Below are 12,505 nucleotides of genomic sequence, written 5' to 3'. Positions count from 1 at the left end.
CCGATCAAGCGGGCAGTCCACGCTTTTCCGCAGGGATTGGGGAAAAGTGGAAGAAAAAGAGAACAAAAGGGGCGGGGCGCGGGTTCTGACGCCCCGTTCACCCCATCACTTGCCCTTGGCAAAGCCAGTGGGCGCCGCGTCGATCACCTTGACGGTGCCCGCCTGAACCGCGCGGACTTCCAGCGCGCGCTCGATCAATCCGCTGCGATTGAAGCGGAAAGCGCCGTCCACGCCCAAGAAGCCATCGGGCGCGAACATCGCCGTCGTCGGGAAAATCGTGCCCGGCTTCCAGTCGCGCGAGACGCGCAGGGTCAGCAGCACCGCGTCATAGCCGAGCGTGGCGATGCGGAACGGCTGCGTGCCGAAACGGGCGCGGTAGCTCTTGGCGAACTGGCCGAAGCGCGCGTCGGACACGGTGGAGAACCATGCGCCGTTGAGCGCGGGCGCGGTGGCCAATTCCTTTTCGCCGCTCCACAGTTCGGTGCCCAGCAGGCGAACGGGGCTGGCATTGCCGCCAGCGCGGAAGGTGGTGGCGGCGCGCGAGGAGAGGCTGCCGCTATCGGCAATCAGCAGCGCGCCGAATCCGCCCTTGGCCTTGATGCGGGTGGCGGCGGCGCTGATCGAGGCGGCGGTGCGGTCATAGTTTTCCATGGCCAGCACGGTGCCGCCGCTGGCGCGGACCGAGGCAAGCAGCGAACTGCTCACCCGCTCACCATATTCGCCACGCGGGACGAGGGCGGCGAAGCTGGAGATACCCTGCTGGCGCGCATAGGCGATCGTGCGGGAAACCGACTGGCCGGGCAGGTTACCGATAATGAAGACATCGCTTTCCGCAGCCTTCTCGTCGTTGGAGAACGAGATGATCGGCACTTTCGCGGGCTTGGCGATCGTGCGCACGGCATTGATGTCGTCCGACAACAGGGGGCCCAGAATCAGCTTGTTACCGTCCGCCACGGCGCGGCGAGCGGCATCGCCGGGATTGGTGCCGGTGTCGTAGACGGTAATGCGCAGGTCTTTCGCGCCGGTATCGAGAATCGCCATGTTCGCCGCATTGGCAAGCGACTGGCCGACTCCGGCGTTCGGGCCCGTGGTCGGCACCAGCAAGGCGACGCGGTGACGGTCGTTGTCGCTGGCGATCACATTGTCGCCACTGGGGGCGGGTGTCGGCGCCGGGGTGGGCGCAGGAGCCTTGGGAACGACGGCGCAACCCGCAAGCAGCACCATGGCGGCCCCGGCCAGAAAATTACGCCGATTGGGTCGCCCGTTCAGGCTCTTGTCGAACATTGCTTGCCGCTCCCGGGGTCCTTGGGCCATGAGGCCGATGATGGAAAACAGTCTTTCGCCGGGGCTCTACATAGTGGCAACCCCCATTGGCAACCTTGGGGATATTACAGTGCGCGCCGTGGAGACGCTGCGAGGCGTGAGTGCGGTCGCCTGCGAAGATACGCGGGTGACAGGCAAATTGCTCCACCATCTGGGCATCAAACAGAAGCTGATCCGCTATGACGATCACGCCGGGGAAGGCGATCGCGAGCGCCTGCTGGCGCTGATGGAAAGCGCGCCCGTCGCGCTGGTCAGCGATGCCGGAACCCCGCTGATTTCCGACCCCGGATACCGTCTGGTCCGCACTGCGCGAGAGCGGGGAATCACCGTCACCAGCCTGCCGGGTGCCAATGCGGCAGTGATGGCGATGACGCTGTCCGGCCTGCCCAACGATCGCTTTCTGTTCGCCGGCTTCCTGCCCAACAAGGCCAAGGCGCGCGAAGGGGTGCTGGCGGAGCTTTCGAAAATTCCGGCAACGCTGATTTTTTACGAAACCGCGCCGCGTCTGGAAGATTCGCTGACCGCGATCGATTCGGTTTTGCCGGGGCGAGAGGTGGCGGTGGCGCGCGAACTGACCAAGAAGTTCGAGGAATGCCGCAGCGGTTCGCCGCAGGACCTGATCGCGCACTACACCGCCCATCCGCCTAAGGGCGAGATCGTCCTGCTGATCGCGCCGCCGGGGGACGAGCCGATGGGCGACGTCGATGTGGATGCCCTGCTGCGCGCGGCGCTGGAAGAAGCCAAGCCTTCGCAGGCGGCGGCCAGCGTGGCCAAGGCGACCGGGCTGGATCGCAAGACGCTCTATGCGCGGGCGCTTGAACTGAAGTGAGCGAACGGCGTGCCTATGCGGAGCGGCAGGGGCGCCGGGGCGAAGTTCTCGCGCTCTGGTTCCTGCGGCTTGGCGGCTGGCGCATCGTGGCGTCGCGCGTGAAAACGGCGCGGGGTGAGGTCGATCTGATCGCGCGGCGCGGCCGGATGCTGTGCTTCGTCGAAGTGAAATGGCGGGCGCGGGCCGAGGATCTGGATCATGCGATCGATGCCTACCGCCTGCGGCGCGTTGCCGCGGCGGCCGAGGCATTGGCGCCGCGTTACCAGAAACCCGGCGACAGCATCCGGATAGACGTCCTTCTGCTGGCGCCGGGGTGCTGGCCGCGTCGGATCGCCAATGCATGGCAACCTTTCGCGTGACAGCGGGGGGTCTGGTAACAACGGAAAAATGGGATCGCACCGATGCGGTCGAAACTATTCGCACCTCTCCACGAATTTCATTAAGTGCCAGCCCCGTATTCGCCCCAGGGGCGTAATCCCCCCGAGCCCGTATCGCTGAGGAAGCTCATTTCATGACCCTGCGCATTGCCGTCCAGATGGATCCGCTCGAAACGATCAACGTCGTTGGCGATTCGTCCTTCGCCCTGATGCTGGCCGCCCAGGCACGCGGGCACACGCTGTTCCACTATGACGTGCGGACGCTGGCCTTTGATGCGTCCTACGGGGCGGGTGGCCGGCTGACGTGCTGGGGCGCGCCGGTGACGGTGCAGCGGGTGGATGGTGCACACTTCACGCGCGGCGACTATCGCCTGATCGACCTTGTGGCCGATATCGACGTGGTGCTGATGCGGCAGGATCCGCCGTTCGACCTTGGCTATATCACCGCGACGCACCTGTTGGAGCGGCTGGCCGGAAAGACCCTCGTGGCCAACGATCCCGCCTCGGTCCGCAATGCGCCGGAAAAGGTCTTCGTGCTCGATTTCGCGCGCTTCATGCCGCCGACGCTGATCGCCCGCCGGATCGAGGATGTGCGCGCGTTTCAGGAGCGTCAGGTCGCAGCCGGTCTGGGCGGCGACCTGGTCGTCAAGCCGCTGCACGGCAATGGCGGCAAGGCGGTGTTCCGCGTTCCGGCCGACGGCAGCAATCTGGGCGCACTGGTGGAGATGTTCCAGAATGCCTGGGTGGAGCCGTTCATGGTCCAGCCCTTCCTTCCCGACGTATCGGAGGGTGACAAGCGCATCGTGCTGGTCGACGGTGTGGTGGCCGGTGCGATCAACCGCAAGCCGGGCGCGGGTGAATTCCGCTCCAACCTGGCGGTCGGCGGCTCGGCCGAAGCGACGCAACTCACGTCGACCGAAGAGGAAATCTGCGCCGCGATGGGCCCGGAACTGAAGGCGCGCGGTCTGGTTTTCGTGGGCATCGACGTGATTGGCGGAAAATGGCTGACCGAAATCAACGTGACATCGCCTACCGGTATTGTCGCCATCGACCGGTTCAATGGAACGGATACTGGTGCGCTGATCTGGGATGCGATCGAAGCGCGCCACGCCGCGATGTGATCCTGCGGGAATACCGTCATGGATGAATGGGTCATCCGGTTGATCGAGGGCGGTGGTTACTGGGGTATCGCCTTTCTGATGGTGCTGGAAAACCTGGTGCCGCCGATCCCGTCCGAACTCATCATGGGCGTCGCCGGGATCGCACTGGCGCGTGGGACGATGACGTTCGCGCCGGTGCTGCTGGCTGGAACGGCAGGCTGCACGCTGGGCAACTACATCCTGTTCCTGATCGCGGACCGCCTGGGCTACGAACGCCTCAAGCCCCTGGTGGACCGCTGGGGGCGTTGGCTGACGATGGAATGGCAGGATGTAGAGCGGGCGGGGAAGTTCTTCCGCAGGCACGGGCATTGGGTGGTTTTTGTCATGCGTTTCATGCCGATGTTCCGCACGTTGATATCGGTTCCCGCCGGGCTTTCGCATATGAAACATGTGCGGTTCCTGATCTACACGGCGGCCGGCGCGGCGGTGTGGAACACGCTGCTGTTGATGGGTGGGCAGTGGCTGGGCCGGCGGTTTTCGGAGGCTGCCGCATGGATCGGCTGGGCGACGCTGGTGCTGGGGGCGGCAACGATGATCTGGTATCTTTGGCGTGTAATAAGCTGGAAGCCAACGCGCTGAATGATCCCCAAGTTGAAAAAATGAACCCGCTTATCGGCTTAGTGTAATTCCCGGCTTTCTTGATTAGGGATACTGACGTATTCTTCGCCTGCAACCATTGGGGAGCAGGCGTTATGTCCAAGAGACTGGCAGCTGAATTCTTCGGTACGTTCTGGCTTGTTTTCGGAGGCTGCGGTGCAGCCGTTCTGGCAGCGGCCTTTCCTGAACTTGGCATTGGATTTGCCGGCGTGGCACTGGCCTTCGGGCTTACCGTCGTGACGATGGCCTATGCGGTCGGCGCGATTTCCGGCGGACATTTCAATCCGGCGGTCTCACTGGGCATGGCCGTTGGTGGCCGGCTCGACTGGAAGGATTTGATCCCCTACTGGATCGCACAAGTGATCGGCGCCATCGTGGCTGCCGCCGCACTCTATGCGATCGCATCGGGCAAGGCGGGCTGGACGCCCGGCGGCTTTGCCACCAACGGATACGGCGAACTGTCGCCCGGCGGCTATTCGCTGCACGCGGCGCTGTTGATCGAGATGATCCTGACTGCGGGCTTCATCATCGTGATCCTCGGCTCCACCTCCCGGATCGCGCCGGCAGGCTTCGGACCGTTGGCGATCGGTTTGTGCCTGACGCTGATCCACCTCGTTTCGATCCCGGTCACCAATACCTCGGTAAACCCGGCACGCTCTACCGGCGTGGCGCTGTTCGCAGAAACGGCGGCGCTCAACCAGCTCTGGGCGTTCTGGGTGGCACCGCTGATCGGCGCGGCCATCGGTGCGGCGATCTGGCGCTTCCTGCTGGCGCCGGACGAAGGCGCGATCTGACGTAGTGGCGAGCGCAGCAATCCGGGGCGTTTCAAGCCGGCCTGGATTGCTGCGCCACGCTTCCAGCAAGATTGTCAGCCTTGTTCGCGGGGATGGGCGTTGCGGTAGACGTCCAGCAGCGTCGCCGCGTCCACTTTCGTATAGATCTGCGTCGATCCCAGGCTGGCGTGGCCCAGCAGTTCCTGCAGGCTCCTGAGATCCGCCCCGGCACCCAGCAGATGCGTGGCGAAGCTATGCCGTAGCGCGTGCGGTGTTGCGGTGGAGGGCAGGCCCAGCACGATCCGCGCGCGGGCCATCGCTTTCTGCACCATGCCCTGCGACAGTGCGCCGCCCTTGGCCCCGCGGAACAGCGCATCGTCGCGGCCCAGCGACCATGGGCACTTGGCCACATAGTCGGCAACGCCTTCGCGCACGATCGGCAGCAGCGGCACAACGCGCTGCTTGTTGCCCTTGCCGGTGACCGTGATCGTCTCGCCCATGGGCAGCGCCGCCCCGGTCAGCGACAGAGCCTCTGCAATGCGCATCCCCGAGCCGTAGAGCAGCAGCAGGACCGCGCGATCGCGGGCGCCGATCCATTCCTCCCGCGCGTCCTCCTCCACCAAGGCGGCAAGGTTCACCGCCTCGTCCGGGGTGACCGGGCGTGGAATGCCCTTCTTTACGCGCGGCCCCCGCACGCGTGGCCCGGCACGTTCCGGCACGCCCGCCTGTTCGCGCGCGAAGGCAAGGAAGCTCTTGATCGCGGAAAGTTCGCGCGCGGCGGAAACGTTACCGATCCCGTCGCCACGCCGATCGGCCAGATGCAGGCGCAGCGTGCCGGCATCGAGCCGCGATAGCGCGTCCCAATCGGTTTTGCCGCCAATGCCGGCGATCCCGTCGATCAGCCGCGCGGCAGTGGCGATATAAGCGCGGCAGGTATGCGGGCTGCGTCGTCGGGCATGGGCGAGGTGATCGCCCCAGGCTTCGAGCAGATCCGCCTTTGCCGTCATGTCTCGACGAGGTCGGCCGGGACGAGTTCGGCGAGCAGTCCGTCCAGCAGTGCCATGCCCTGATCGGTCACGCCAAGGCGGCTTCCCTCGCGCCAGACAAGGCCTTGCGTCTCATAGAACGCCGCCTTGGATGTTACGCAGAGGTCGGTCGTGGCAAGGCTGAAACGCCCGGCCAGAGCATCCAGATCGACACCTTCGTCAAGGCGCAGGCCCATCAGCATGGCCTCGCTCGCCTGTTCGCGGCGGCCAAGGTCGCGCGTTTCGTTGATGCCCTGGGCGGCTCGATCGATGGCGTCCAGCCAGTTTTCCGGCTTGCGATGCCGCGTGGTCGCCACACCGCCGCGACGACCATGGGCGCCGGGGCCGATGCCGCAATAGTCCTGATAGCGCCAGTAGGTCAGGTTATGGCGGCTTTCCTCACCCGGACGGGCGTGGTTGCTGATCTCGTAGGCGGGGAGGCCGGCGGCCGCAGTCATCTCGCGGGTGAGCGCGAACATGTCCGCACAGGCATCCTCGTCCAGTGGCTCGAACTCGTGCTGGCGAACCATGGTGGCGAACTTCGTGCCCGGCTCGATCGTCAACTGGTAGAGCGAAAGGTGGCCGGTGCCGTAGGAAAGCGCGTGCGCCAGTTCGGCCTGCCATGCATCCAGGCTTTGGCCGGGGCGGGCATAGATCAGGTCGAAACTGACGCGGGAGAACTGCTTCTGCGCCACATCCAGCGCCTTCAGCCCTTCCGAGGCATCATGCAGGCGGCCGAGAAAACGCAGCGTCTGGTTGTCCAGCGCCTGCAGCCCCAGCGAGACGCGGTTGACGCCCGCATCGGCCAGCGCCGCATAGTTTGCCGCTTCGACCGAGGACGGATTGCCCTCCAGCGTGATCTCGATCCCCTCGGCAAAGCCCCAGAGCTTCTGGGCTTCGTCCAGCAGGCGCGCGACCAGGGCAGGGGGCATCAGCGAGGGTGTGCCGCCGCCGAAGAAGATCGATGACAGCGGTTCTCCGCCGGCCACGGCATGTTCGTGCCGCATGTCCGCCAGCAGGCCTGCCTGCCAGCGATCGTGCTCGACCCGTTCGCGAACATGACTGTTGAAGTCGCAATAGGGGCACTTTGCGAGGCAGAACGGCCAGTGGATGTAGAGCGCGCGGGCCATGGGGCAGATTAGCCTGCGAACTGCTCCGCCACCAGCTTGGCGAAGGCATTGGCGCGGTGGCTGATCTTGTGCTTATCGTCGGGGGCAAGCTCGGCAAAGGTCATGTCATGGCCTTCCGGCACGAAAATTGGATCGTAGCCGAAGCCCATCTTCCCGCGCGGCGGCCAGGTGATCGTGCCGTTGGACCGGCCGTCATAGACCGCCTCTTCGCCGTCCGGCCAGGCGATGGCGAGCACGCAGGAGAACCAGCAGGAACGGTCCACGTCCGCGCCCTGTTCGCACAGCAAGCCTTCGACCTTGCCCATGGCCATGAACCAGTCGCGCCCGGCAGGGCCTTCGAACCACTGCCGTTCCGCCCAATCCGCCGTGTAGACGCCGGGGCGCCCGTCCAGCGCGACTACCGAAAGGCCGCTGTCATCGGCCAGCGCCGGCAGGTTGGCGGCCTTGGCAGCCGCATGGGCCTTGAGCAGCGCGTTCTCGACGAACGTCGTGCCCGTCTCCTCCGGTTCGGGCAGGCCGAGCTCGCCCGCCGAGACGCAATCGACGCCATAGGGCGCGAGCAGGGCCGCGATTTCCTTCAGCTTGCCCGCGTTGTGCGTGGCGATGACGAGGCGGGTGTTTCCAAGCTTGCGGGTCATGTGGGCTTCCGGTGTTCCCCCCGCCATCCGCGCTCGTGCGGGGATGGCAGGAGGAAGTTTTGGGGATTAGCGGCCGACGGCCTTGGCCTGCTCGGCGAAGATGCGATCGCAGCCGATGCGGGCCAGACGCAGCAGGCGCAGCAGGCCTTCCTCGTCATAAGTGGCGCCTTCGGCAGTGGCCTGCGCTTCGGCGATCTTGCCGCCTTCGATCAGCACGAAGTTGGCATCGGCATCGGCGGCGCTGTCCTCGACATAGTCGAGGTCGAGCACCGGGGTGCCATCGCAGATACCGCACGAAATCGCAGCGACGCGGCCCTGGATCGGGTCTTCCTTGATCTTGCCCTCGGCCATCAGCTTGTCGACGGCCAGGCGCAGCGCCACCCAGGCGCCCGAGATCGAGGCGGTGCGGGTACCGCCATCGGCCTGGATCACGTCGCAGTCGAGCACGATCTGGCGCTCGCCCAGCTTTTTCATGTCGACCACGGAACGGAGCGAGCGGCCGATCAGGCGCTGGATTTCCTGCGTGCGGCCGGACTGCTTGCCCTTGGCTGCTTCACGCGAACCGCGCGTGTGGGTGGCGCGGGGCAGCATCGAGTATTCGGCCGTTACCCAGCCTTCACCCTTGCCGCGCAGGAACGGAGGCACCTTTTCCTCGACCGAGGCGGTGACCAGCACGCGCGTATCGCCGAAGGAAATCAGCACCGATCCCTCGGCGTGCTTGGTGAAACCGGTCTGGATGTCGATAGCGCGCATCTCGTCGGGCGCACGGCCGGAAGGTCGCATGAATTACTCCGGATAGAATTGATGGCTGCCCATATCCACGTTACGTGCCGGAGCCAAGCTATGTCGTCACGCTTACACCTCTCCATCTTTGCCGCGTTGGTTTTTTCGGCGATTGTCGGCGGCTGGGTGTGGTGCCGGCACGACCCTTGGGCGTTCGCGCTGCCGCAGAAATCGGTCCAGCGTGTCGCGGTTTACGGCGCGCGGCCCGACGTTCCGGGGCTGATCGTTGACGGGGACGAGGTGCGCCTCGCTTTTTTCCGCCCTGGCAGTTGCACCGGATGCGACACGGGATTTCCGGTTCCAGCCGCCCCGGGCGACCTTTCGCGCTATTATGATGTTCACACATCGCACGATTCGCGGGTGAGGGCGCGGATTCTGGAATTGTTGGCACCAATGAAGGGCTTCGGGGGCATCCCGCAGGCGCTCGACATGGCGCGGCGCCGCGGGTTGGCGCAGTTCGCGGCGCAAAAGCCGATCGCATGCAATGGGCCGCAATACGGCGATTTTATCGTCCTGGACTGGGGTGAGCGGCGGGAACAGAATGACATCACCGTCATCCATCCGGGGTGTGCAACCAGGCAGACCGACGCGGCGTTGGATCGGATAGCGAAAGCATTTGAAATCGCCGCAGAGGCAACCAATACAGGCACAGACCCCCGAAGTCGCTTCCGTGTCGAGCGCCTCACCACGGATTGAACGAGCCTATGCCCAGCCCGCCGATCACCGAACTGACCACCCGCGCACGCGAGATTTTCCGTCTTGTAGTGGAGGGTTACCTTGCTACCGGCGCACCGGTGGGGTCGAAGGCATTGACCGGGGCCGGGGGTGTCAACCTTTCGTCCGCCTCTATCCGTTCGGTTCTGGCAGACCTCGAATCGTTCGGATTGCTGGCCGCGCCGCATACCAGCGCGGGCCGTTTGCCGACCGAGGCGGGCTTGAGGCTGTTCGTGGACGGCATCATGCAAGTAGCCGAACCTACGGTGGAGGAACGGCTCGCGATCGAAAGCCGTATCGCTACGCCCGGACCGATCGAGGCTGCGCTGGAGGCGACCAGCGCGTTGCTGTCCAGCATGTCTTCCGGAGCAGGCGTGGTCATGGTGCCCAAGCGGGAGCCACGACTGGTGCAGCTTCAACTGGTGGGGCTGGGGCCGGGCAGGGCGCTCGCCGTGCTGGTGGGCGAGGATGGCGTGGTGGAGAACCGCGTGCTGGACTTGCCCGCGAATCTGCCTCCTGGCGCGCTGGAGGAAGCGTCCAACTACATTTCCGCCCATTTGTCCGGCCGCACGCTGGCGCAGGCGGCACGTGCGATGCGCGGCGATATTGCCTCGGGCCGTTCGGCGCTGGACGCGGCCAGCCGCGATCTTGTCGAGCGTGGCCTTGCCGTCTGGAGCGAGGATGCACTGGCCCGGCCGGTGCTGATCGTGCGGGGACAGGCCAATCTGCTGGACGAAAGCGCGCTTTCCGATCTGGAGCGCGTTCGTTCGCTGCTGGACGATCTGGAAAACAAGCAGTCGGTCGCCGAACTGCTGGACATCGCGCGGGAGGCAGAATCGACGCGGATCTTCATCGGATCGGAAAACCGGCTTTTCGCGCTTTCGGGTTCCTCCGTCATCGCCTCTCCCTATCGGGATCGCGACGGGCGTGTGGTTGGTGTAGTGGGGGTTATCGGCCCGACTCGGTTGAATTATGCGCGCGTAGTCCCCATGGTGGACTTCACTGCCCAGAGCCTGGGCAAGCTCATCGGATAGCTGGAAACACAGAATAATGACCGAAGAAAAGACGCAGTCGACAGAAGAATCGGCCATGGCCGAAGAACTGAAGGGTGTGCCCGAGGATATGATCGACAATCCTGAACTCGCCAAACTGCGCGAGGAACTCGAAACGGCGAAGCAGGACGCACTTTATGCGCGTGCTGAAATGCAGAACGTGCGTCGCCGCCTTGAAAAGGACATCGCCGATACCCGCGCCTATGCGGCAACGGGGTTTGCGCGCGACATCCTTTCGGTCGCCGACAATCTTTCGCGCGCGCTTTCGGCGATCCCCGCCGAACTGCGTGAGGACGAGAAGCTGAAGGGCATCGTCGCCGGGATCGAGGCAACCGGCCGCGAGATCGAAAAGGTCTTCGGCAATCACGGCATCACCCGCGTGGCGGCCATGGGCCTGCCGCTCGACCCCAACCAGCACCAGGCAATGATCGAAGTTCCCTCGGCCGATGCCGAGCCGGGCACGATCGTGCAGGAGCTTCAGTCGGGCTACATGATCAAGGACCGCCTCCTTCGCCCCGCGATGGTTGCCGTGGCCAAGAAGCCGGACTGATTCCTTCCGACGACTTGCCCCCGCACGACGCCCAGGGGCAGGTCGTCGATTATTTGTACGATTTGAAGGAACCTGCGCAGCAGGCAGCCCGTTGGTCAGGCATGGAACCTGAAACGGGAGAATTTTCATGCGCAAGTTCATGATTCCCATCGTTGCAGTGGCGGCGCTTGGAATGGCCGGTTGCGCCAGCAACTATGGCGGCGAGGGTGCTCTTGCCGGCGGTGCGCTGGGTGCGGGCGTTGGCGCGATTGCCGGCGATGCCGCTGCCGGTGCGGCAGTGGGCGCCGCCGCTGGCGCGGCTGTGGGCTCTACCCAGAAGAAGCACAACGGATGCTATCGGTATGACCGCAATGGCAACCGCTATTGGGATCGCGATTGCTGATCGCGGTTCAGAACGGCAGTATCGCCCGGTAGCTGTCCAGTGATGGCGCACCGGGCACTTGCCACCCCCGCGCCAGCATGAAGGCGTGGCGCACGATTTCGGCCTGTTGTTCTATGCCATAGCGTTCCAGCATCCAGCCCGGGCGCAAGGCATAGTCGTATCGGCAAAAAGGGTGACGCATCAGCGGAAGATACCAGCGACCGCGCCTTTGCGTCTGCCAGACATGCACCATCTCGTGGATGAACAGCCCTTGCAGGCTGGGTGCTGCTTCCGAAAAATCATCCAGATAGAGTGGCGATCGTGGATGAAAGTGCAGGTGCCCGCACGGTGCCATGACCACGTTCGCGGGTTGTAGCGGAAACCATTTGCGCCGGCGCAACCGGACATCGGTGCAGTCCACGGAATTGCCGAAGACTTCGGCAACCAGCGCCTTTTCCCCTGTCGTAAGCATTCGTTCGCCGCCCGCCTGGCAGGCCGGCGGCGAACGGTCTTGCGCGATCAGTGGGTCATTCCCGGCATGTTGGCCATTCCGCCGCTATGCCCATGGTTAGCATCGCTGGCCGGAGCCGCACCGGTTGCGGGCGGCATCGGACCCATGCCGTCCATGTCGTCGTCACTGCTGCCCATGCTGTCGATCATCACCGGCATCTTCAGCTTTTCGCCGGTCGAGAAGGCGAGGGTAATATCGGTGGTCTGCCCCGGTTTCAGCACCGGAGAAATGTCGAACACCATCACATGGAAGCCGCCGGGCGCGAATTCCAGTTCGGCCCCGGGCGCGATCGGCAGCGAATCAACCGCCTTCATGGAACCGCCGCTGGTTTCGTGCATCTGCGCCTTGCCGGCGCCACCGACTTCCACGCCGGTAAGCGCGATCGGGGCGGAACCATCGTTGCGGACCGTGAAGTAAGCCGCGCCGGGGCGTCCCGAAACCGGGGAAAGCACCAGTTTGCCGTCGCGCGCCGAAATGCCGGCGCCCGCCTCGCTCGACATCGCGCTTGGCGCGTTGCTGGCGCTGTCCTGCGGGGAAGATGCCTGCTTGCAGGCTGCTAGCGTCGCGAGCAGGGCCACGGCAATCAGGCTGAGCGAACGAGTTTTGTCCAAGGCGGCAGCATCCCTTCCGATAGGGCCCTTGAGGAGCCGTGAAAATTTCGCGTGCCTAATGCCATTGCAAC

At 64.7% G+C, this 12,505-nt stretch carries 16 protein-coding genes; 9 read left to right on the top strand and 7 right to left on the bottom strand.

The genetic code is table 11. The features are described from left to right. Positions 1-105: 105 nt before the first annotated feature. Entirely contained in the window at positions 106-1,284 is a 1,179-nt protein-coding gene (locus tag WBP06_RS07290; protein WP_395333313.1) for a penicillin-binding protein activator, read from the bottom strand. Between the two features lie 40 nt (positions 1,285-1,324). Between WBP06_RS07290 and rsmI the strand changes: the two genes are divergently transcribed. From rsmI to aqpZ, 5 genes are all read left to right on the top strand, one after another. Further along, the gene (gene rsmI, locus WBP06_RS07285; protein WP_395333311.1) at positions 1,325-2,152 is read left to right on the top strand and encodes a 16S rRNA (cytidine(1402)-2'-O)-methyltransferase; all 828 of its coding nucleotides are present in this window, start codon (positions 1,325-1,327) and stop codon (positions 2,150-2,152) included. After that, the gene (locus tag WBP06_RS07280; protein WP_395333309.1) at positions 2,149-2,511 is read left to right on the top strand and encodes a YraN family protein; all 363 of its coding nucleotides are present in this window, start codon (positions 2,149-2,151) and stop codon (positions 2,509-2,511) included. Before rsmI ends, WBP06_RS07280 begins: the two co-directional genes overlap by 4 nt. Positions 2,512-2,663: 152 nt before the next feature. Continuing rightward, positions 2,664-3,650, top strand: coding sequence for a glutathione synthase (gshB, locus tag WBP06_RS07275; protein WP_395333307.1), 987 nt, complete (start codon positions 2,664-2,666; stop codon positions 3,648-3,650). Positions 3,651-3,668: 18 nt separating this feature from the next. Continuing rightward, positions 3,669-4,268, top strand: coding sequence for a DedA family protein (locus tag WBP06_RS07270; RefSeq protein ID WP_395333305.1), 600 nt, complete (start codon positions 3,669-3,671; stop codon positions 4,266-4,268). 113 nt (positions 4,269-4,381) lie between these two features. Then, complete coding sequence (aqpZ, locus tag WBP06_RS07265; RefSeq protein ID WP_395333303.1) at positions 4,382-5,080, top strand: aquaporin Z; 699 nt, start codon at positions 4,382-4,384, stop codon at positions 5,078-5,080. A 74-nt stretch (positions 5,081-5,154) separates the two neighbouring features. Here the strand turns inward: aqpZ and WBP06_RS07260 are convergent, their stop codons facing one another. The 4 genes from WBP06_RS07260 to rph all read right to left on the bottom strand — a co-directional run bounded on the left by WBP06_RS07260 (position 5,155) and on the right by rph (position 8,635). After that, positions 5,155-6,066, bottom strand: coding sequence for a tyrosine recombinase XerC (locus WBP06_RS07260; protein ID WP_395333301.1), 912 nt, complete (start codon positions 6,064-6,066; stop codon positions 5,155-5,157). Then, positions 6,063-7,214, bottom strand: a complete 1,152-nt coding sequence (gene hemW / locus WBP06_RS07255; protein ID WP_395333299.1) for a radical SAM family heme chaperone HemW — start codon at positions 7,212-7,214, stop codon at positions 6,063-6,065. The genes WBP06_RS07260 and hemW overlap by 4 nt, the downstream gene beginning before the upstream one ends. An 8-nt stretch (positions 7,215-7,222) precedes the next feature. Further along, positions 7,223-7,852 (bottom strand): RdgB/HAM1 family non-canonical purine NTP pyrophosphatase, encoded by a 630-nt coding sequence (gene rdgB / locus WBP06_RS07250; RefSeq protein WP_395333295.1) that lies wholly within the window; start codon positions 7,850-7,852, stop codon positions 7,223-7,225. 66 nt (positions 7,853-7,918) lie between these two features. Then, entirely contained in the window at positions 7,919-8,635 is a 717-nt protein-coding gene (rph, locus tag WBP06_RS07245; RefSeq protein WP_395333292.1) for a ribonuclease PH, read from the bottom strand. Between the two features lie 21 nt (positions 8,636-8,656). On the opposite strand from rph, the gene WBP06_RS07240 reads away from it, so the two are divergent. The 4 genes from WBP06_RS07240 (at position 8,657) to WBP06_RS07225 (ending at position 11,333) form a co-directional block, all read left to right on the top strand. Then, on the top strand, positions 8,657-9,331 hold the full coding sequence (locus WBP06_RS07240; protein ID WP_395333289.1) for a hypothetical protein: 675 nt from the start codon (positions 8,657-8,659) through the stop codon (positions 9,329-9,331). A gap of 8 nt (positions 9,332-9,339) precedes the next feature. After that, complete coding sequence (hrcA, locus tag WBP06_RS07235) at positions 9,340-10,383, top strand: heat-inducible transcriptional repressor HrcA (protein ID WP_395333287.1); 1,044 nt, start codon at positions 9,340-9,342, stop codon at positions 10,381-10,383. Between the two features lie 16 nt (positions 10,384-10,399). Then, positions 10,400-10,951, top strand: coding sequence for a nucleotide exchange factor GrpE (gene grpE / locus WBP06_RS07230; RefSeq protein WP_395333284.1), 552 nt, complete (start codon positions 10,400-10,402; stop codon positions 10,949-10,951). Positions 10,952-11,078: 127 nt separating this feature from the next. Then, positions 11,079-11,333, top strand: coding sequence for a hypothetical protein (locus WBP06_RS07225; RefSeq protein WP_395333282.1), 255 nt, complete (start codon positions 11,079-11,081; stop codon positions 11,331-11,333). Positions 11,334-11,340: 7 nt separating this feature from the next. On the opposite strand, the gene WBP06_RS07220 is transcribed toward WBP06_RS07225, so the two are convergent. Together WBP06_RS07220 and WBP06_RS07215 are read right to left on the bottom strand one after the other, a co-directional pair. Beyond that, positions 11,341-11,784: a vgr related protein gene (locus WBP06_RS07220; protein ID WP_395333279.1), complete on the bottom strand. Its 444-nt coding sequence runs from the start codon at positions 11,782-11,784 to the stop codon at positions 11,341-11,343. A 47-nt stretch (positions 11,785-11,831) separates the two neighbouring features. Then, positions 11,832-12,434, bottom strand: a complete 603-nt coding sequence (locus WBP06_RS07215) for a copper chaperone PCu(A)C (RefSeq protein ID WP_395333277.1) — start codon at positions 12,432-12,434, stop codon at positions 11,832-11,834. Positions 12,435-12,505 lie beyond the last annotated feature (71 nt).

The organism is Novosphingobium mississippiense (assembly GCF_044029535.1).
Lineage (GTDB): Bacteria > Pseudomonadota > Alphaproteobacteria > Sphingomonadales > Sphingomonadaceae > Novosphingobium.
Note: the sequence above shows the minus strand (reverse complement) of the source record. Positions and strands in the feature narration are given on the sequence as shown.